The 21255-nt window shown below is 40.7% G+C and carries 16 protein-coding genes; 11 read left to right on the top strand and 5 right to left on the bottom strand.

From position 1 onward, the window contains the following. The first annotated feature begins 13 nt into the window (after positions 1–13). The 8 genes from QUB80_RS16300 to QUB80_RS16265 all read left to right on the top strand — a co-directional run bounded on the left by QUB80_RS16300 (position 14) and on the right by QUB80_RS16265 (position 11111). The gene (locus tag QUB80_RS16300; protein ID WP_289790557.1) at positions 14–994 is read left to right on the top strand and encodes a class I SAM-dependent methyltransferase; all 981 of its coding nucleotides are present in this window, start codon (positions 14–16) and stop codon (positions 992–994) included. A 49-nt stretch (positions 995–1043) separates the two neighbouring features. Continuing rightward, the gene (locus tag QUB80_RS16295) at positions 1044–1889 is read left to right on the top strand and encodes a 2OG-Fe(II) oxygenase (protein WP_289790556.1); all 846 of its coding nucleotides are present in this window, start codon (positions 1044–1046) and stop codon (positions 1887–1889) included. A gap of 18 nt (positions 1890–1907) precedes the next feature. After that, positions 1908–3278, top strand: a complete 1371-nt coding sequence (locus QUB80_RS16290) for an O-antigen ligase domain-containing protein (protein WP_289790555.1) — start codon at positions 1908–1910, stop codon at positions 3276–3278. 4 nt (positions 3279–3282) lie between these two features. Beyond that, entirely contained in the window at positions 3283–4275 is a 993-nt protein-coding gene (locus tag QUB80_RS16285) for a glycosyltransferase family 2 protein (protein WP_289790554.1), read from the top strand. Between the two features lie 22 nt (positions 4276–4297). Further along, entirely contained in the window at positions 4298–5368 is a 1071-nt protein-coding gene (locus QUB80_RS16280; RefSeq protein ID WP_289790553.1) for a glycosyltransferase family 2 protein, read from the top strand. A gap of 93 nt (positions 5369–5461) precedes the next feature. Continuing rightward, positions 5462–7609, top strand: a complete 2148-nt coding sequence (locus tag QUB80_RS16275) for an NAD-dependent epimerase/dehydratase family protein (protein ID WP_289790552.1) — start codon at positions 5462–5464, stop codon at positions 7607–7609. A 514-nt stretch (positions 7610–8123) separates the two neighbouring features. Further along, positions 8124–9839: a cellulose-binding protein gene (locus tag QUB80_RS16270; protein ID WP_289790551.1), complete on the top strand. Its 1716-nt coding sequence runs from the start codon at positions 8124–8126 to the stop codon at positions 9837–9839. Positions 9840–10037: 198 nt separating this feature from the next. Beyond that, entirely contained in the window at positions 10038–11111 is a 1074-nt protein-coding gene (locus QUB80_RS16265) for an acyltransferase family protein (protein ID WP_289790550.1), read from the top strand. Positions 11112–11248: 137 nt separating this feature from the next. Here QUB80_RS16265 and QUB80_RS16260 read toward each other — a convergent pair whose 3' ends face one another. Together QUB80_RS16260 and QUB80_RS16255 are read right to left on the bottom strand one after the other, a co-directional pair. Beyond that, positions 11249–11977 (bottom strand): HdeD family acid-resistance protein, encoded by a 729-nt coding sequence (locus QUB80_RS16260; RefSeq protein WP_289790549.1) that lies wholly within the window; start codon positions 11975–11977, stop codon positions 11249–11251. Between the two features lie 712 nt (positions 11978–12689). Beyond that, entirely contained in the window at positions 12690–13154 is a 465-nt protein-coding gene (locus QUB80_RS16255; RefSeq protein WP_289790548.1) for a CYTH domain-containing protein, read from the bottom strand. Positions 13155–13314: 160 nt separating this feature from the next. On the opposite strand from QUB80_RS16255, the gene QUB80_RS16250 reads away from it, so the two are divergent. The 3 genes from QUB80_RS16250 to QUB80_RS16240 all read left to right on the top strand — a co-directional run bounded on the left by QUB80_RS16250 (position 13315) and on the right by QUB80_RS16240 (position 16398). Continuing rightward, the gene (locus tag QUB80_RS16250) at positions 13315–15120 is read left to right on the top strand and encodes a ShlB/FhaC/HecB family hemolysin secretion/activation protein (protein WP_289790666.1); all 1806 of its coding nucleotides are present in this window, start codon (positions 13315–13317) and stop codon (positions 15118–15120) included. A 348-nt stretch (positions 15121–15468) separates the two neighbouring features. Beyond that, positions 15469–16248 (top strand): MBL fold metallo-hydrolase, encoded by a 780-nt coding sequence (locus QUB80_RS16245; RefSeq protein ID WP_289790547.1) that lies wholly within the window; start codon positions 15469–15471, stop codon positions 16246–16248. Between the two features lie 6 nt (positions 16249–16254). Further along, positions 16255–16398: a hypothetical protein gene (locus tag QUB80_RS16240; RefSeq protein ID WP_289790546.1), complete on the top strand. Its 144-nt coding sequence runs from the start codon at positions 16255–16257 to the stop codon at positions 16396–16398. Positions 16399–16562: 164 nt separating this feature from the next. Here QUB80_RS16240 and mgtE read toward each other — a convergent pair whose 3' ends face one another. The 3 genes from mgtE to QUB80_RS16225 form a co-directional block, all read right to left on the bottom strand. Further along, on the bottom strand, positions 16563–17918 hold the full coding sequence (mgtE, locus tag QUB80_RS16235) for a magnesium transporter (RefSeq protein ID WP_289790545.1): 1356 nt from the start codon (positions 17916–17918) through the stop codon (positions 16563–16565). A 714-nt stretch (positions 17919–18632) separates the two neighbouring features. After that, positions 18633–20195: an iron uptake porin gene (locus QUB80_RS16230; protein WP_289790544.1), complete on the bottom strand. Its 1563-nt coding sequence runs from the start codon at positions 20193–20195 to the stop codon at positions 18633–18635. A gap of 18 nt (positions 20196–20213) precedes the next feature. After that, complete coding sequence (locus tag QUB80_RS16225; RefSeq protein ID WP_289790543.1) at positions 20214–21248, bottom strand: phosphotransferase family protein; 1035 nt, start codon at positions 21246–21248, stop codon at positions 20214–20216. Between the last annotated feature and the right edge of the window lie 7 nt (positions 21249–21255).

Below are 21255 nucleotides of genomic sequence, written 5' to 3'. Positions count from 1 at the left end.
GTTGTTGAAGAAAATGACTATCTGTGAAATTTGCCATAATTCGCTTGATAACAAATCTTATGTTGTCAGAGAAATGATGTTTGGATTTAGAGATGAATTTGAATATTTTGAATGTGGACAATGTGGCTGCTTACAGATTAAAGATATACCCAATGATATTTCCAAATATTATCCTGACAATTTTTATGCGTTTCAATTACCTAGCGTTGAGAAGGAAAAAAATCTTAAAACTTTTCTCAGACGTCAGAGAATGAAATACTTAATTTCTGGAAATACTAATCTGGAGATTTTTTTAACAAAAATCTTGAGAAAAATGTATAGATTACCTATTTACAATTATTATGATTGGCTGAGAAAACTGAAATTGCCATTAACAGCAAAAATTCTAGATGTAGGTTGTGGAGTTGGCACATATCTTCTCAATATGCGAACTGATGGATTTATTAATGTTACAGGCGTAGATCCTTTCATAGAGAAAGATATTTTTTACGAAAATGGAGTCAAAATTTTAAAAAAATATCTAGATGAAATAGAAGGACAATTCGATTTAATATTTCTCAATCACTCCTTTGAACATATGCCCAAACCTTTAGCTGTACTTCAGAAACTATACAGTTTGTTAAATACTCAGGGTTATGTGGTCATTGGAATTCCCATAATTCCCTCTTTTGCTTGGCGAAAGTATGGTGTTAATTGGGTACAAATCGATGCTCCACGTCACTTCTTTATACATACAATTAGAAGTATGGAAATTTTGACAAGTCAAGCAGGCTTAAAATTTTTAGATGTCGAATATAATTCAAACTCTTATCAGTTTTGGGGCAGTGAGCAGATAATTAAGAATATACCGATAATGGATAGCTCATCTCATGCTTTTAATTCCAAAAAACCTATTTTTTCTCAAGAGCAAATGACGAGTTTTGAGAAAAAAGCTATAGAGTTAAATAGACAAAAAGATGGCGATCAAGCTAATTTTTATCTCTACAAACCCTAAGTAAATTAGCTCTTAAATTTATATTAGATAATCATACAGAGGAACAATTATGTATACAAACACAATGTTTTACATTGAAGCAGACTACTTAAACAAGTTAGCAATTAAATATCGAGAAGCTTACAATGAGGTAGAACCATTTCCACACATTGTTATCGATAACTTTTTGCCTGAGTTTATATTAGAAAGTATTCTTGATGAATTTCCAAAAGTAGATAAGATTGATTGGCAGAAATTTGATGCTTCGGCTGAAAAGAAATTAGCATCAAAAAATGAGTTACAAATGGGAGATACAACACGATTTCTGTTGTATCAATTAAATTCTTCAGTTTTTATTAATTTTTTAGAAACTCTTACAGGCATTGACGGGTTAATTCCCGATCCTCATTTTGAGGGAGGTGGACTTCATCAAATAGAAAGAGGTGGTTACTTAAAGATACATGCAGACTTTAATTGGCATAGAAAACTGCGACTGGATCGTCGATTAAATCTTTTACTTTATCTCAATCAAAATTGGCAAGAAGAATATGGTGGTCATCTAGAATTATGGGATCAGCAGATGAGCCACTGTGTAAAAAAAATATTACCAGTATTTAATCGATGCGTGATTTTCAATACAACAGACTCTTCTTATCATGGACATCCGGAACCATTAAATAGTCCGCAAGGGCAGACACGGAAATCACTGGCGCTGTATTACTACAGTAATGGACGACCGTCTACAGAAACTTCTAGTCCTCATTCAACTATGTTCCGGGTTCGTCCAGGAGAAAATCAATTACTAGAAAAAAATAAAAATTCTTTAGGTTTGGCAGCCAAAACTACTCTCAAAAAATTACTTCCTCCAATCTTGATTGATGCAGGAAAATACCTCAAGCACAAGACAAGAATATAAACTAAAGACTAGAAAAATATGAACCCTTTAGTATACGTTGTTATTTTCGGCTGGATTCCATTTGTACTTTTTCTGTTTAGGTGGATGCCAACTCAGAAAGCTGTGATTCTGAGTTTTATCATTGCGTGGCTATTCCTACCTGTAGTAAGTTTTGAACTGCCGGGAATACCAAACTATACTAAAATCGCTGCAACTTGTTACGGCATTCTACTGGCAACTATTGTTTTTGACATTAAACGCTTCAGTTCTTTTCGTTTTAGCTGGCTTGATGTACCAATGTTAGTTTGGTGCTTATGTCCTTTGCCATCATCAATGACTAACGATTTAGGTTTATATGATGGACTATCAGGCGTTTTTTACCAAGTTGTGACTTGGGGATTACCTTACTACTTAGGTAGATTATATCTCGGCACTTTAGATGGATTACGCAGGCTAGCTACTTATACTTTCATCGGTGGTTTGATTTATATTCCTCTATGTCTTTTTGAACTCCGGATGAGTCCGCAGTTGCATCGAGTGCTTTATGGCTTTCATGCACGTAGTGATTTTACCCAAACAATACGATATGGAGGATACAGACCAACAGTTTTTATGGAACATGGGCTGATGGTTGGTGCATGGATGATGGCGGCTGCACTAATTGGTATTTGGTTATGGAAAACACAGGCGCTCAAACAAGTTTGGGGTATTCCAATCAAGTGGCTTGTGATTGTATTGTTATTGGCCAATATATTAGTCAAATCTACAGGTGCAATACTTTTACTACTTGTTGGGTTGTTCATCCTTTTCTTTTCCACTAGGCTTCGTACCTCCATCTTGGTGTTAATGGTAATTGGGGCTATTTCGTTGCATCTATATTTGGGAGTGACTGGTAACTTTCCGGGAGAGCAGATAGTAGCTGTAGTATCTACTACCCTAAATGAAGAACGTGCACAATCAGTGCAGTTTAGATTCGATAACGAAAAAATCCTCTCAGAAAGAGCGCGGGAAAAAATAGTGTTTGGCTGGGGAGGATGGGGACGAAATGAGATTTATGACAAATGGGGTAAAAGACTCACAATTACCGATAGTTTGTGGATTATTGCTTTTGGTATTAGGGGTGTAGTTGGCTTAATCGCTGTGATGGCATCGCTATTATTACCAGCGATCGCCTTCATGCAACATTACCCTGTAAGTATTTGGAATCATCCGAAAGTCGCACCAGCCGCCGCTCTTGTCTTACTTTTAATTTTGTATACGATAGACTGTCTGCTCAACGCTTTAATCAATCCAATCTACATACTCGCCTGTGGGGGTGTAGCGGGATTAATCATCAATCAAACACAAACAAAAAATCAAATAAAACCAAATTTAGTTCAGATTCGCACTCAGCGAACTTTAAGAGATTAATATTATGTCTGATGCAATTTTATTAGAGAATCTGACTCGTCTAATTGTAGTCATCCTGAATTATCGCACTCCCAGTTTGACAATTGAGTGCTTGCGTTCGTTAGTGAGCGAGGTGCGATCGCAAAAAGGTACCCGTGTCATCGTTGCTGACAATGCTTCTGGTGACGGCTCAGTTGAACAAATTCAAGCTGCAATCGATACTGAAGGTTGGGGTGAGTGGGCATCGGTGTTGCCACTAGATCGTAATGGCGGATATGCCTTTGGCAATAACGCTGCCATTCGCTTAGGGCTGCAATCTACTCATCCGCCATCCTATTTTATGTTGCTCAATCCAGATACTATCGTTCGTCCTGGTGCTCTCAAAGCTTTGCTAGATTTTATGGATGAACATCCCGATGTAGGAATTGCAGGTAGCCGCTTAGAAGATCCTGACGGTACTCCCCAATGCTCGGCTTTTCGCTTCCACACTATTTTTAGCGAACTTGATTCTGGTTTGCGTCTGGGAGTGGTATCGAAATTACTATCAAAATGGGTAGTTGCACCTCCTGTTCGTGAAGACACCTATCAAACCGATTGGGTGTGTGGAGCAGCGATGATTATCCGCCGCCAAGTCTTTGAGTCGGTGGGTTTGCTGGATGAAAAATACTTTCTGTATTTTGAAGAAGTGGACTTTTGCTTGCAGGCAAAAAAAGCAGGCTTTCCTTGCTGGCACGTTTCTGCGGCTAGAGTTATGCATTTAGCCGGGCAAAGTACAGGAGTAACTGATACTAAACGCCCACCCAAGCGTCTACCTAAATACTGGTTTGATTCGAGGCGCAGATACTTTCTCAAAAATCATGGTTTACTCTATGCTGCTGCTGCTGATGCCATTTGGTTGTTCGCTTTTATTTTGTGGAGGTGGCGAAGAGTAATTCAACGTAAGCCAGACAAAGATCCCCCCCAAATGATGATTGATTTTCTGCTCAATAGCGTGTTCTTAAAGGGTAGTCACGTATAAGTACTCAAAAAGGGGGTAGCAAGTGCCAAGCTTTGCCAGAAAAATTGGAGTAGTTGTAATTGGGCGTAATGAGGGCGATCGCTTAATCCGTAGCCTGGATTCTGTTGTCGATACAGCCTGTGCAGTAGTTTATGTTGATTCCGGCTCTACTGATGGCAGTTGTGAGGTTGCTTCTGGGTGTGGAGTTGAGGTGGTAAATCTGGATATGTCTGTGCCGTTTACTGCTGCCAGAGCTCGCAATGCTGGTTTTGAGCGACTGCGCGAAAAGTATCCACAACTAGAGTATGTCCAGTTTGTTGACGGTGACTGCGAAGTAATCGAGGGATGGATGGAAGCAGCTTGTGAAACTTTAGATGCCAACCCTGATATTGTGGCTGTGTGTGGTTGGCGGCGCGAACGTTATCCCCAAAAAAGTGTCTATAATCGCATCTGCGATGTTGAGTGGCGGATTGGCTCAGTTGGAAATATTTCTAACTTTGGCGGAGATGTGATGATTCGCGCCGTGGCATTGGCAGCTGTGGGAGGTTACAACAGCAGCGTGATTGCTGCTGAAGATGATGAGTTGAGCGTACGCTTGCGCCAAGCCAAGGGAAAAATTCTGCGTCTTGATCGCGAGAGCACTTGGCATGATGCCAATATGCATACACTGTCGCAATGGTGGCAGCGTGCCAAGCGCTGTGGTTATGGGTATGCTCAGGTTTGCTCTCTGCATGGAGAACCGCCTGAGTGCAAGTTTGTCAAAGAAGTACGACGCGCCTTGATTTGGGGAGCGATCGCACCTTTGGGCGCACTGTTACTATTGCCTTTCACCTACGGGATTTCCTTGCTAATCTTCGGGCGCTATCCACTAGCAGCACTACGGACGATTTATCAGACTCGACAACAAGGCTTCTTGTGGGCTGACAGGGTAGCTTGGGGTTTATCTTGTGGAGTATCAGTGTTTCCCGAAGCAATAGGTGTATTTAAGTTTTACCGCGATCGCCTGACTAACAAACAATTTCAAATCATCGAGTACAAAAATTCTCAAACACCTGTATTAAAAGGAAACGGGGAAAAGGGAACAGGGAACAGGATATTGGAGATAGGGATTTAAACCCCAACACAAACTTGCAACTTATAGAAGATGGGTTTTATACCCCCATAAGGGAACAGATCGAAGCAATTCAAGCAACTGGGAGATAAGTCAATGGCTGCTAGTAAAGCACATACTAATCCTGTCACTGTCGGTATTCTTGGTGCTGGTTACATTAGTGACTACCACTTCCGAGCGCTGCGCTTGCTGCCTCACCTAGAGGTGCGAGCAGTCTGCGATCTCAATAGCAGATTAGCACAACAGTTTGCTCAGGCAAAGGGGATACAGAATGTCTACAGCGATTTCGATAAGATGTTGTCCTCTGAGCAGCTGGACGTTGTTCACATTCTTACACCACCCCATATTCACTTTACAAATGCCACTCAAGCGATTGAGGCTGGCGTTGATGCCTTGATTGAAAAGCCCCTTTGCCACAAGGTTAGTTACTGTCAACAGTTACGCAAACACAGCCAAGCTGCGGGTAGAGCGATCGCTGTCAGCAATAACTTTTTGTACTTTCCAGTGTATGAAAAATTGGTATCCGACTTACGCAGTGGTAGGTTAGGACAGATTGATCAGATTGATATTGTCTGGAATAAAGAACTTGGACAACTCAAGGGCGGACCTTTTGGGGCATGGATGCTCCAGTCTCCAAAAAATATTCTCTTTGAGGTAGCTCCCCACTCATTTGTTCACCTCATCCATCTCCTCGGACAGCCCGATGAAATTTCTGTCGATGTCCATGATAAATTGGAACTACCACGCGGGCTAGAGTTTTATCGTCGCTGGGAAATTCGAGGCTGGAAGAATAATACCAGCATCCGGCTGCGGTTTTCATTCATTGATGGATATCCAGAGCATTACATCCACGTCCGTGGCACGAATGCAGTGGCAAGAGTTGACTTTGAGAACAACACTTACATCTGTCAGGAGCATACTCCTTACCTACTTGATATTGACCGTTATGCCAATGTGGTTGCAAGCGCTCGCGATTCCGTACTGCAAGCCAGTGGCACCTTAGCGAGTTTCGTATTATCAAAAATGGGTTTATCCAAAAACTCAGGCCCTTTTCCGTACAGCATTGCTCGGACAATCGAGAGTTTCTACAATTCTAGAGGAGGGATACTTGATGAAAGAATAGATCCTGCCATCAGTGAAGCTGCGGTAGCATTAGCTGAGTGGATAGCACGTGAGGCTGATTTGCCCATCTCTTATCAGATGGTATCTACCGCTAATCAATTTGCTAACACTCCCACTCCAAAATCTACGGTATTAGTAATTGGTGGTACTGGTTTCATTGGGCAAGCACTGGTTCGCCGCTTGCGTCAAGAGGGATATGGCGTCCGCGTTCTTGCCCGCAACCCTAATAGCTGCCCATCTGAATTGCACAATCTGGGAGTTGAGTTTGCCAAAGGTGACTTTGCTGATGTCAACGCGGTGGAAGCTGCACTGGATGGCGTTCGCTATGTCTATCACCTTGCACGCGGTAACGGAAAAACATGGAGCGATTACTTAGAAACTGATGTCAAGCCCACGCGCCAGGTTGCCGAGTTGTGCCTGAAACATGGTATTGAAAAGCTATTTTATGCATCTTCGATCGCAATCTACTATGCTGGAAAAAATACCTCAACAATTACGGAAAACACTGAACCTCACCAAGGCATTATGCGCGTCGCTCCCTATGCCAGATCAAAAGCAGAAAATGAGCGATCGCTACTAGAACTTCATCACAAACAAGACTTACCTGTAACAATATTTCGTCCCGGCGTTGTACTAGGGCGTGGTGGAAGTCCTTACCACTGGGGAATTGCGGCTTGGCCATATAGTTCAGTATGTAGCCTCTATGGTGATGGAAATAACCCTCTACCAATTGTGCTTGTAGATGACGTTGCTGATGCGATGGTGCGAGCGATCGAAGTACCAGGGATTGAGGGTAAGTCTTACAACCTTACTAGTACACCTTGTATCACAGCTAACGAATATCTTGATGAGTTTGAACGCCAAGCTAGCATCAAGTTACGACGCGTACCTACATCGCCCAGGAGTTCCTACATAGAGTCCCTCCTCAAATGGGCAATCAAAAGCATCGGACGCGATCCTCATGCTGCATTTCCTAGCTATGCTGATTGTGAAGGTCGTAGCTTTGCTGCTAAATTTGACTCCTCAAAAGCCGAGCATGAACTAGGTTGGACTCCAGTTCAAGATCGCGAAACAATTATTCGTGAAGGTATACAGATTCCTGTTGCAGAGTTTTTTCAATAGTAAGTAGAAGGCAGTCCCAATGAAACAAGTTTCACCGCCAGGCATGAAAAACCTCATCCCGTCCTGTCGGACACCCCTCTCCTTAGCAAGGAGAGGGGCAGGGGTGAGGTGACTTTCAAGTCAGAGGGCAGATGGCAGATGGCAGAAGGCTCTTTTTGCCTACTTTCTAAAAGTTGCCATTTTATATTTAACTATGTCTACCTACTTAGAGTATTACTTTCAGGACTTACGCAAAAACTCTCTCAAACTCTTATTCCTTCATGTTCTTTGTGTTCTACCCTGCGGGAAGCCGCTGACGCGTCTATGTGTCCTTTGTGGTTCGTTCTTTTAAATCATATTGAGGGGTAAATGTAGTAAATCATAGCGACGAATATGGCTTATGTCTTTTTTTAATGTATTAATCACCAAGTTATATCATTGTAAAAGTGTACTCAACAGGTTATACATTCAAAAGAAAATCTTGATTTATTTCTGTCTAGCTTTGCTCAGTTTTTCAACAATCCTTAGTAGTTGTTTGCCATTAAATCAACAAACGGTTGTTACTGCTAATACAGAAAAAAGTGTTGTTACTACTGTCACTGCTAGTCCCAAAAAAACCGTTGTTACTACTGTCACTGCTAGCCCTAAAAAAAGTATTGTTACTTCTACTCCAGCCTTGGGTATTGGTCTGAATGGTATTGCTGATTGGTCAACACAATTACCTTTTTTAGATGCTTTTAAATCTTCTCGGCAATGGATTACTCAATGCGTGAATACAGAACCCGGCTGTAATGGCGAATGGGATACAAATGAATACAATTTATTGAATTTAGACAAAGATGGTTGGGTTAAATCTCTGCCAGCACCTGGTGATGCTCCCAAATATACCAGAGTTAGTACTCTATTATATAGAGAAATACCAGGTCATTATCCTTCTGGAAAATATATTGTTTTTTATGAAGGTGAAGGCGCAATCTCATATGGCTTTGATGCTCAACAAGATAAAGCTGCTTCAACTTTTGGTAGAGATGTAATTAATGTAAATTCAAAAGGAGGCGGAGGTATATTAATTACGATTTCCTCTACTGATCCAAAAAAGACAGGCAACTATATTCGTAATATTCGAGTTGTCAAAGCAGAAAACCTATCCCTCTACAATCAAGGTGAAATATTTAACCCTACTTTCATAAACAAAATTAAAAACTTTAGAGCATTTCGTTTTATGGATTGGATGCAAACGAATGGCTCAAAGCAAAAAGAGTGGTTTTCTCGGCCTAAAATAACAACTGCCTCCTATGCATTAAAAGGAGTGCCACTAGAGGTAATGATTGCTCTAGCCAATCAAGTCAATGCGGAACCGTGGTTCAATATGCCGCATATGGCTACCAATGAATACATGACTAAATTTGCCCAAATTGTTAAGCAGAAACTGAACCCAAAGTTAAAGGCTTATGTAGAGTTTTCTAATGAAGTTTGGAATGGGCAATTTCCTCAAGCTGATTACGCCTTACAACAAGGAGAAGCTAGATGGGGAAAGGATAAAGAACATATTCAAATGCAATGGTACGGTATGCGTACTGCTCAAATGTGCGATATCTGGAAAAATACCTTTGACAAACAAAAGGATCGTGTAGTTTGCGTGCTGGGTAATCATACCGGATGGCAAGGGTTAGAGAATGCGGCTTTAGATTGCCAATCTTGGGTAGCCCAAGGCAATAAACCCTGTTATCAACATGGGATTGATGCTTATGCGATCGCTGGCTATTTTGGTAGAGATTTGGGTACACCAGAAAATTCTCAAAAAGTAGAGTCTTGGTTAAATGATTCAGATGGTGGTTTTGGTAAAGCAATCCAGCATCTAAAAACAGGAAAGTTACTTGAGAAATCTCAAGATAGCTTAGTAGATAATTACAACAGCTTTCTTTATCACGCCAAGGTAGCCCAAAAAAAAGGATTGAAGCTAGTTGCTTATGAAGGTGGACAACATATTGTTGGGCATTCTGGAGTAGAAAATAACGAAAAACTGACAAATTTCTTTATTGAATTAAATCGCCATCCAGCCATGTATGACTTATATTCTCAATTACTAAATAGTTGGAAAAAAGCTGGAGGTGGATTATTTATGCATTTTGTTGATATTGGCTCACCCAGTAAATGGGGCAGTTGGGGTGCTTTAGAATATTTAGAGCAAAAAAGTTCACCTAAGTACAAGGCATTAATCGACTTTAGTCAAAATCATACAAAATCATAGTTGAATACAAATAATTTTTGAGGGTAAAGTAGCTGCAAAAAATAACTAAATGATGCCATGCATATAATATCCTCATTACCAGGCTCAACCTAGTAACGAGAACTAGAGACTCTCGCTCTCTGAATCTGATGGCAAAGTTTGAGAATTTAGTAGTAGCTATGATGTTTTGTGGAATATAATAGTTGCGAGGTAAGTGTCATGACAGGGACATATTTAAATGAAATAAGTCCAAATCAAAAGACCAAAAGTTCCTCCAAATTTTTAAGGTACATACATAACTTTCGTGGCTTTGCAATTCTTACAATTGTAGCTACACATATTATTGCGTCTTTACAGTGGAGAAATGAAACAATAGAAAAATTGGCTTACATATTAATTGGGAATGGAACTGTATACTTTGTCTTTATAGCAGGCTTTCTTTTCCAATTTTTATCTTCCAAATATGAGTACAAAAAGTATCTGAGTAAAAAGCTGCAATACGTTATTTTACCTTATTTGTTTCTATCAATACCAGCTATCAAACTTTGCTTGATTGAAAAAATTTATACTCCACCAGATTGGTTTCAGTACCATTTTTCTAATTGGTCAATTCCCGGACAAATCCTGATGTATTTATTGACCGGAGCACATTTACCACCGTTCTGGTTTATTCCAATGATTACCATTTTCTATCTAATTTCACCCATACTAATATGGGTAGATAGACACCCCAAAAACTATTGGATACTTCCAATACTACTAGTAACAACTGCAATTATCCCTAGAGCACAATATAATGCTAATCCTATCCAATCATTTGTTCATTTTCTTTCTGTTTATATGATTGGTATGTTTTGCTCACGCTATCGAGACACGATATTTTCGATCCTGAAGAAGAAATATTTCTGGTTATTAATAGGCTTTGTCGTACTGACTATTTTGGAACTTACAATTACACCAAGACCGACGGCAATTAATTCATGGAGTAAACTAATTTTGTGTGTACTTATTATTTACTTTTTGTGGCTATTTGAATTACGCCTACCAAAACAGTTTCATGATATAATGGGTTTCTTAGCAGAACTGAGTTTTGGGATATATTTTCTCCACGGCTACTTTATTATTGCTTACTCTGGTGCAGCTAACAAATTTGGATTTAACCAGTTTTGGACTCAAGCCAATCCATTTACTTTTTCGTTAGTTTTCCTCCTTTCAGTGGGAGCAAGTATCGTTTCGATCCTAATTATCAAGAAGATTTTTGGGAAAAAAAGTCGATTTATTGTTGGTTGTTAGAGAAGTGACTAGTATATATCCCCGACTTCTTTAAAGAAGTCGGGATTTTAAATAGAGTAACATACCAAAACCTGTGGAAGGTGCATTACACTTCGCTAGTACACCCTACGTATTAAATCAAAATATTAAAGTTATTGCTATTTCAGCACACGACAGACAGCTGAAGATAATAAAACCATCCATAATCCATCAAATAATAGGTCAATTCCAACAAAAATTGCTAGGAATAATAAGTTCTCTGCATGAATGTAATTCCACATGATCATACCAAGAATGACACCTGTGATGCCGCTCAATAATACCCAACTCCAGTTAGGTAATGGTCGTAGCTGTAATGCCAAAGTTACCTGAAAAATACCTTTGAGTAAAATAGAAAACCCCAATGCTGATGCTACACCTTTTAGAGAGTTTTGCAGCAAGATAACTCCTACTATTAGATAAAGAATTCCTACTAATAGCTTGAGGGGAAAATTCCCAGCGTGACGAGTTTGAAAAGCGTAAATTAATAAGAAAATTCCACCAACAATAAATAACCATGCAAAAACTGATATTAAGCTTAAAGTGGTGAAGAATGGTTTACCGATCGCTACCAAACCCAAAATTATCATGACAATACCTAAAGCGATCGCCCATCCTAAATTCTTCCGTAATTCCTCTCGCACTTCAGGTGTAGTGGCAAGTCGAATTTTATTTACTCCGTAATTTTTCCGAATCTGGCTTCTGTTGTGAATAATGCCATTGTGATTAGAGTACAAAGCCCTACGTCTTGCCGCTCGTTGTTTCCGTGCCGAGGGCTTCCAAATCAAAGTAATCCCCATAGGAGTACGAAGCCTTATGTCTGGCTGATCTTTGGATCTTCTAAACATATGAATGAGTTTAGCGATCGCTCAATTAAAGCCGCTTTGCCTTATTCCCCTTTAAAAACGCGATCAAATCGTATAAATTACTAATTGCTTCACTCATGGCTTCTTGTCTCCTTCGCAAGAATTTATGTATCTCTGGCGGCTCGACAATAATCATCCCTAATAGGCTTGCCGAAAAATGTATAATCTGCTGTCTCGTATTGATAAATACGAAGTCAGAATATAAAAAGTAAAGGTAGAAAAAAAGAAAGTTTTTTATCAGTTTTGGTTTGTGCAGTTTATAATAGTTACTTCTTAAATAAAGAAATAAACTAAAAAGATAAGATATTGATAAGAGATATATAAAAAAATCACACGAAAATTCCTTAAGTATTCATCCAAGAATACTTCTATAAAAGTTTCAGAGTACAATCAAGACAATCACTCTTTTTGGTTCATCTGTCAATTTGACACCAAATTAAAATTAAAAAATGATTAAGGGCAGATAGATTTACGAAAATCCAAAACAAAAGGCTATTTCCAATTCCATTTTTCAAAATCCAAATGGTATGAGCTTAGTGCCTTTATTAAAAAAGTCTTACTATAATTGTTTTCTACTCGATTTTAAGCCATAGAGTAGCTTTACTCTGACTTGAAGTGCCATATCATAAGGTGAAGGATAATTTAATTAAATTATCTTATCTATTTTGTCTTCTTGGGAAGAATTTATCACCAATTACCACTGTGAAAAGGGACATTTAACTAAGTTACTATTAAAATACTTGGGATCTTCGGAAACTTCTGTGTCAATCCAGTCTGGTAATTCAATTTGTTGTGCTTCATCATTTAGTTCAACTTCTGCTAATATCAGACCTTTATTCACACCATCAAACTCATCTATTTCCCAAATCAAATTACCCCACTCTACTCTGTATCTGATTTTTTCTATAAAAGGGCTTTGACATAATGTTTCAAGCATTTCCTGAGCATCTTCAATCGGAATAGGATACTCAAATTCAGCTCTGGAATATTTAACACTAGGCCCTTTAATAGTTAAGTATCCTTTTTCTCCTACTATGCGTACCCGTACCGTCACTCCATCTTGCGTGGCAATATATCCTTGACGATATACACTGCCTTGAGCAAGCCCTCTCCAATCATTTCCTTTAACTAAATATTTACGCTCTATTTCTTTCGCCATTTTATGTACGCTGTGAATAGAAAATTAAATGCTGTGATAAGTTGTACTCTTAATAACAATTTAAATTTCTTACATTTTATAATCCAAAGAGGTTAATATTTAAAGTTTTTCAAACTAGCTTAAATTCTTGATGCTCAAGGTTATCTTTTACGCTTTTGTCATGTTCGGTAAATTTTGCTTGAAAACAAATATTTACAAATACTGGTTGAGTTTGAATTTGGTAATCATTACCAATGCAATTATTATTAAACCATTACAAGCACAAGTTATTCCAACAAAGCGATCGCCCTTTCAGCCCAGCGCTCAAAATCCTATCTTTCCAACCACTCCTCGGCAAACAAAACCACCTTCAACCCAACCGCTACCCGAACCTTTACCACCACAACCTCTGCCACCTCCAGAAGAATTACTCCCACCTCCAACAACACCTGCAATTCCAGAACAAACTCCTCCTGGTGCGAAAATTCCCCAAACTATTATCGTTAAAAAATTTGTAATCACAGGTAGTACTGTGTTTAGCCCGGAAGATTTCACAAAAGTTACCGAACCTTACACCAATCGTCCTATTACTTTAGCCGAGCTATTCCAGGTACGAACAGAAATTACCAATTTTTATGTAAATAGGGGATATATCACATCTGGTGCATATATTCCACCACAGAAACTCCAGGAGGGTGTAGTAGAAATCCGGGTAGTCGAAGGAGGATTGGAAGAAATTCAAGTTACAGGTACTCGTAGACTCAATCCTGGTTATGTGCGAAGTCGTCTGGCGATCGCTGCAAAAAAACCTCTAAATCGCGATCGCTTACTAGAAGCATTGCAACTATTACAACTTAACCCTCTAATTCAAAATCTATCAGCAGAACTATCAGCAGGTACAAATCCGGGGCAAAGTTTATTAGAAGTGCGAATTAAGGAAGCAGATACTTTTAACGTACAGTTAGCTTTAGATAACGGGCGATCGCCCGCGGTAGGTAGTTTTCGTCGCCAAGTACAACTAAATGAAGGTAATCTCGTCGGATGGGGCGATAGCATTAGCGCAGTTTACACTAATACTGATGGCAGCAATGCTTTTGATGTGTACTATACTCTACCTATTAACCCCCGTAATGGCACTGTATCATTTAGCTACGGAACATCTGAAAATAGAGTAATTGAAAGACCCTTCAACGTTCTCGATATTCAGTCTAACTCTAAGTACTATGAATTAACTTTTCGCCAACCGATAATCTTAACACCAACACGGGAATTTTCCTTGGGTGTAACAGCAACTCGCCGCGAAAGCGAAGCCAGCTTTTTAAATGGAGAACTTCCCTTTCCGGGATCGGGAACAGATGATGAAGGAAGAACGCGAGTTACGGCTGTACGCTTTTTTCAAGAATGGACTTCTCGCAGTAGCCAACAAGTATTTGCCTTGCGTTCCCAGTTCAGTATTGGAATCGATGCCTTGAATGCAACTATCAACGAAAATCCACCGGATGGACGTTTTGTTGCTTGGAGAGGGCAAGCACAGTGGGTACGTTTGTTAGCTCCTGATACTTTATTATTACTACGGGGTGATGTGCAACTAGCAGATCGCCCGCTTGTTCCCTTTGAACAATTTAGCTTAGGAGGTATAGAAAGTGTTCGGGGTTATCGGCAAGATGCCCTACTCTCAGATAATGCCATTTTTGCCTCAGCAGAAGTGCGAATTCCCATTGCTCGCTTGGGAGAGCGTAATAATCTTTTGCAACTAACTCCTTTTGTAGATATTGGTAACGCTTGGAACGAGTCTGGCAGAGACGATTCTCAATTAGAGCTAGATACAAATACTTTGGTATCTGTAGGATTAGGACTGCGCTTGCAACTTCAAGATTATCTTACTGCCCGCTTTGACTGGGGTATTCCTTTAGTTTCCATTTCTGGGGAAAAAGACTCATGGCAGGAAAACGGTGTGTATTTTTCGATTATTGCTAATCCTTTCTGAAGGAGTGGTTTATGTCATTAATTTTAATAAGTTTTTAATAAGTTGTGAAAGTTTGTAGTTAGGGCTTTAGCCCTTGAAATTGAGCGATAAATTGCCTACTACGAACCCCTCAGAACTAATGTTGTGAACGTAGTACTCTTCTACGCAAGTAATGAGAGGTTATAGATCCCCGATTTTTTTTAAATCGGGGATCTGAATGCCTGTAGTAAATTTTAGTTGGGTGATCGCACAGATATTTAGGAAATAAGCTCAAAACCTAAAGCTCTAATCAACTCATAATAAATAATAGAACCGCCACCAGAATTATTCTGAGTTTTTCTCTATAAAATTGTTATTTCTACAAACGTTATGCATTTAACATACTTAGACAGTAATAGCTGGCTGATTGAAATCGGGGAACAACGCGTACTACTAGATCCTTGGCTAGTTGATTCTTTAACCTTTAGTAATTTAGATTGGTTTTTCAAAGGTTTTCGGACTTCACAACGCCCGATACCAGAAAATATTGACCTGATTTTACTGTCTCAGGGATTAGAAGATCACGCTCATCCACCAACCCTCAAACAACTCAATCGCAACATTCAAGTTGTAGCTTCTCCCAATGCTGCCAAAGTAGTACACCAGTTAGGCTACACCCACATCACAACACTTGCTCACGGTCAATCCTTTATCCTCAACAATAGCGTAGAAATTAAGGCAACTACTGGCTCTCCCATTGGCCCCACTTTAGTAGAAAATGGCTATTTGCTCAAAGAGTTGCAAACTGGCTTGACTCTCTACTACGAACCACACGGATATCATTCTCCGTCGCTAAAAGATGCTGCTCCAGTAGATGTTATCATCATTCCGCTCGTTGACTTGGCCTTACCATTGGTTGGGCCGATAATTAGGGGTAGAAAAAATGCCCTAGAAGTAGCGAAGTTATTGCAACCTCAAGTCATGCTACCTACAGCAGCTGGGGGAGATGTAATGTTTGAAGGATTACTGACAAAATTCCTGCGTCAAGAGGGAAGCGTTGAGGAATTTCGCTCCTTACTTGAGAAGAACAATCTTGCCGTGCAGGTGATTGAACCATTACCAGGTGAACGCTTTGAATTGCAATTAAAAAAACGAGCATTGGCAACCTAAGTTGTCTTGAAAAAGGCAGAGGGCAGAGGAGGCAGTGCGTTGCGGAGCCACTGCGGTGGTGAGCCAGCGCGTTGGGCGGCTACCCGGAGGGTAGCCGCTTCGCGTCTAGTGCCGACTTGTAGCGACTGGCGAAAGGGTTTCCCAGCATAAAGCAAGTGGCGTCACCTGGCGTCGGGCTCCCCGCGTTGTAGCAACTGCCGTGGCAGAAGGAAAGTAGGAAAAAGGGACACGGAAGGGGAATTTTTTCTCTCCGCGTCACCGCGTCTCCCCCTCTCCCCCACTCTTTCTTGCACCCTCACAACAATCAACAACGCTCAGGATTTCAACTGGAAAATATGCAAAGCCGTAGAAATAAGTGTTAAGAAAATCATAAACCCAATGGCATCCAACATTGTTGTCACCAAAGGGCCACTCATTAAAGCTGGATCGAGCTTGAGCCGCTTTAAGCCCATTGGCAGCAAAGTACCTAGAGTTACAGCCACAAATGTATTTGTTGCCATGACGCATCCAGCAATAAGTGATACCCAACGTTCTTGGGGAGGCGCCCAAATCAAGGAAAGACAAATCATCGTCAGCCCTAAGGTTAAAGCTGTACCCATTCCTGCCATCAGTTCTTTACGGAGGATTTTGAGAGTATCCTTGGGTGTTACTTCTCCGACTCCCAGCCCGCGAATTGTGACGGTTAATGCTTGGATACCCACAGTACCACCTGTGTTGGAGAACAAGGGCATGATTACAGCTAGTACTGGCACCATCGCAATCGTAGATTGAAATGGAGCGATCGCACTTGATGCTCCTATATACAAGAGCATGATTCCCAATAACCAGGGCAGGCGCTTTTTGATTGTCACTAAAGGAGGTGACAATGCAGCTTCATCTCCATCACCAACACCTGCCAGTTTTTGAATGTCTTCTGTGGCTTCTTCTTGGAGGATATCAACCACGTCATCAATTGTGATAATACCCACCAATCGCTCTTCGCGATCAACTACAGGCAAGGCGATTAAGTCATAGCGCTGCATCAGGCGGGCGACTTCTTCTTGAGGAGTTTCTGTTCTGACTTTGACAACGCGATCGCTCGCTATATCCCCAATTAAAACATCAGGAAAAGTAAACAATAGTTGTCTTAGAGAAACAACACTGACTAACTTGCGGTTGTCGTCTGTAACGTAAGCGTAGTAAATTGTTTCTTTGTCCTGATCTTGCAGGCGAATCTTACTCAAAGCTGTACCGACAGTTAAACCTTGGCGCAACCGTACATACTCCGTTGTCATCACCCTGCCGGCGGTTCCTTCGGGATAACCGAGAATAGTTGCTGTTGCTTGCCGTTGTTCTGGGCTAAGTTCTTGCAATAACCGCTTGACGACTTTTGCAGGTAACTCATCAAATAATTCTGCCCGATCATCGGGACTCATGGTTTCTACAATTTGCACTACCTGCAAATCATGCAGAGAATTAATTAACTCTTCCTGCACCTCAGGAGGTAGATATTCAAAAACATCAGTTGCTTGATTTTTGTTGAGTAAACGAAATGCGATCGCTCGCTGTTGACTTGGTAATTGTGTAATGTAATCTCCCACGTCAACAGGTTGCAAACGATTTAAATCGCACTTCAATTGATTTAAGTCAGCAACATCAACGCCTGCATTGCGAATGTCCTGTGCGAGCATAACAACCTCCCATTGTCTCCCCTACGCTGGGAGACAAGCTCACCAGCTTAGAGGAGGATAGTACTGCCGTCTTGTGGACTTTTGTCCATAAAATCTTCAGAAACTCAACTCAATATGTTTGAGTCAAGATATCACTAAGTTAGAATCCTGACTCCTGGGTTTTTCATCGGGTATATATTAAGCTTCAGTGTTGAAATGTTGTCACATTACACACTATCAAGCTATTAACTGCCCTGATGTTTTTATCATTATTTCACTAGATTCTACTACTATTAGCACCTGTGTCAAGTTTATCTGGGGGTTCATTTTTAATCTTCACAAAGTGATAATATTTACTACTTTAGAAGTAATCTTGCTAGGAGATAAGACAGGGGATTTGAGCCATACTACTTCAATCAGAAGCATTTTCCATATTTTGCTTCAGAAATAACTTTCAAAAGTCTTCTGTAAAGTATGTAATTTCGATAACTTTTGACTTCTAAACAGAACAGAGAATAACTGCGTAATCTTTTTATCTAAATATTAGTAACTTTTTTGACTGTCTTTCTTGCGATGACGAAGAGAACGCGAATATTTAACTAGTTTTGATAATTTGTGTTGTACTTGAAACACAAACAATAATATCAATTTTGTATTTATGTTTCAATAATGTTAAGAAAACCCATGCTGGTACATATACTTCATGCTCAACAAAATATTGAGTATGATTTGGTTTTAAAAGCTAAAGGTAGTACGAATAGTTCCTACATAGATGGGATCATTGCCAGCATCATTTTCTGGATTAATTAATAAAAATGCACCCGGTGTGATAGCAATATTGTCATTGATTTGCAAACGGTAAAAGGCTTCCAAATGTAATGCGGCATCTGACTCGCGATCGCTATACTGATTATGCGTCACTCGTAGCGGTTGACCTGCAACTATCCCCAGTAAATTTCCTTCTCCTGCCAAATCTGGAAAGCCCAGCAGCACAGCCCAGGTAAAAATATCGGCTTGAGGATTGTCGCTCAAATCTTTTGCGATTGCCTGAATGTATCCAACTCGTCCACCGATTGTAAAGTTGGGACTGACATTCACTGAGGCTTCCGCTCCAAAGGAATTAGCAATGATAGCATCAGAATCATCGTCAAACGGATCGCCTGCTAACTCGCTGCTAGTACCTGTATCAAGACCATTAAATGATCGCACATATGTTAGACTGAATCGAGAAAAATCTGTTGGTTCGACGGTGACTTGAGCAACTGCGGCGTAGGGACTTTGGGCAATTCCAACTTCCGGATCGGTGGCTTGTGCGGCTATATATCCCAGTTCTAATAAAATATTGTCAGTTAGTTCATAAGCTAATCCTATACCGGGAACGCTGCCTTGCCGTCGAATCGGATTCTCGCGGGCAAAAAGAGAAACCGCTCCATCTGCGCTACCACTGAACAGAGGATTAACCGTAGTGACATAATCGCCCAAGCCACCACCCACAACACTGATGACAACAAGTGCTCGATCGCCAATTTTAGTTTCGTAGTCCAAGCGATCAACTTCGATACTGTTGCCAGTGTTGCCATCAAATCCGAGGTTTGCCATTTGGGTTCCAGTCGCATCTTCCAGCTCTGGAATATTGCGAGCTTGCAAACGCATCCGCAGTCGATCAGAGCCACTAAAGCTAGTTCTAAGTTCCAGCCGAACTCGCTCACTAAAGACAATGTTGCGCTCAATAGATTCACCACTACCGTCTGCTTTGCGATTGCCACCTACTCCAGCCAAAGCAAAAATCGCTTCACCGTTGAATCTTGTTGTGGTGGAAAACTGCTGCGCTGTGAGGTTAGCGGTTCGAGCTTCTAAATTATCCACCTTTTGCTGTATGGTTGCTAGTTCGGTTGCAAAGTCGCTTTGAAGACGTTGCACTGTAGCCAGATCGTCCGAGTGGATAGTATCAATTGTGGATTGCGCAATTTGTTGATTGAGTCGAGCCAAACAGGTAGACAAAGCGGCAGCAAATTGATAGCGATTCACAGAGCGATCGCCAGAGTAAGTTCCGTTGGGATATCCGAAAATGCATCCATATCGATTGGCTAAAGATTGTAATGCCTGAACAGCCCAATCATCAGGAGTGAGATCGGATAGCTGCGCAACAGATGGACGGTTGCTGTGACTCAGAGTTTCGCGACTGATTGGGTTTGAGGAAGACTCCACAAATTGAGTTGTTTGCTCATTGGCGATCGCTGGTGGCATACACAGGGCTAGAATTGCAGCGATCGACAAACTTACTTTTCTTATAGTCATTGCAGTTCAACAGCACAGTCACACGGATTTAAGCAATGAATTTTCCAGCCGTTGTTCACATAATTCTAAAATCGTTTCTGTGAAAGCTTGGCGATTGAGAAATTGGGTACTTAAATAGATGTGTCGGACTAGTGTCAGGGTTGTGTAAACTTCTATAGAGTGATGAAATTTTTCACCACTGAGTAGGATAAATTTGTCGGTTAAAGCGTTTTGTTGGGCGAGTAGAGCATCTGGATTGCCAAAGGAGCGTAATCCTTGTTCAATCAGGTGTCCGTTAAAGTTGCCAACATCTAAAGCTGGATCGCCGCCGGCATAGAGATCGAGATCTAGTAAATAAAGCCGCGAGCCATCTACCAAAATTTGATCTGGATAAAAGTCGCGATGAATGCCACAGAATTTAGGAGCGGCAACCGTGGTAGCAAGGCGATCGCATCTTGCCAACATTCGCTCTAATCGTTGTTCCCACTGCGGAAACTGTTGGGCGACTTTAGCAAGGCGATCGTTTAAAATATCGAGTTCATCGTTTATGGTGTGGCAACGCTGCGGTAAAATCCAGGCTTGGTGGAGTTTGTGAACCGCCTGTGCAATTCGCCGCGATAATTCTAGTCCTTCAGTTGGAGTCAGTAAGGTTGTTGCGGTGATGCCAGGGACTTTACACTGAAGCCACATCTGCCAGTCTGGAATAATACCAATTGGTTCGGGGACAGAGATACCATCTGCGCTATCGCTTTGAAAGCCATGTTCCCAAAGGATTTGTTGCAGTTGATAAGTGGACGGATTTAGTCCTTTGGCTCGGACTTTTCCAATCCATGTTGTGTGCCAAATGCGACCAGCTTGCTCCATGACTACGTCATACTCAATCAAACACCGTCGCTTTGGTTTATATCGAATCACGCGAATCGCTTGTAATTGAAATTTTTGATTGCGGTTAAACCGATAGCATAACTGAGTTTGAAATTGCTGTTGTACTTGCTGTGGAGCAAGGGCAGGCGCTAAAAAACTCAGCGTTGGATCGTTAAGGACATTGAATGGATCGCTGACAGAAACAGACATAGAAAAT

Source organism: Chlorogloeopsis sp. ULAP01 (assembly GCF_030381805.1).
In the GTDB taxonomy this organism is placed as follows: domain Bacteria; phylum Cyanobacteriota; class Cyanobacteriia; order Cyanobacteriales; family Nostocaceae; genus Chlorogloeopsis.
This window is presented reverse-complemented; position numbering and strand designations above follow the sequence as displayed.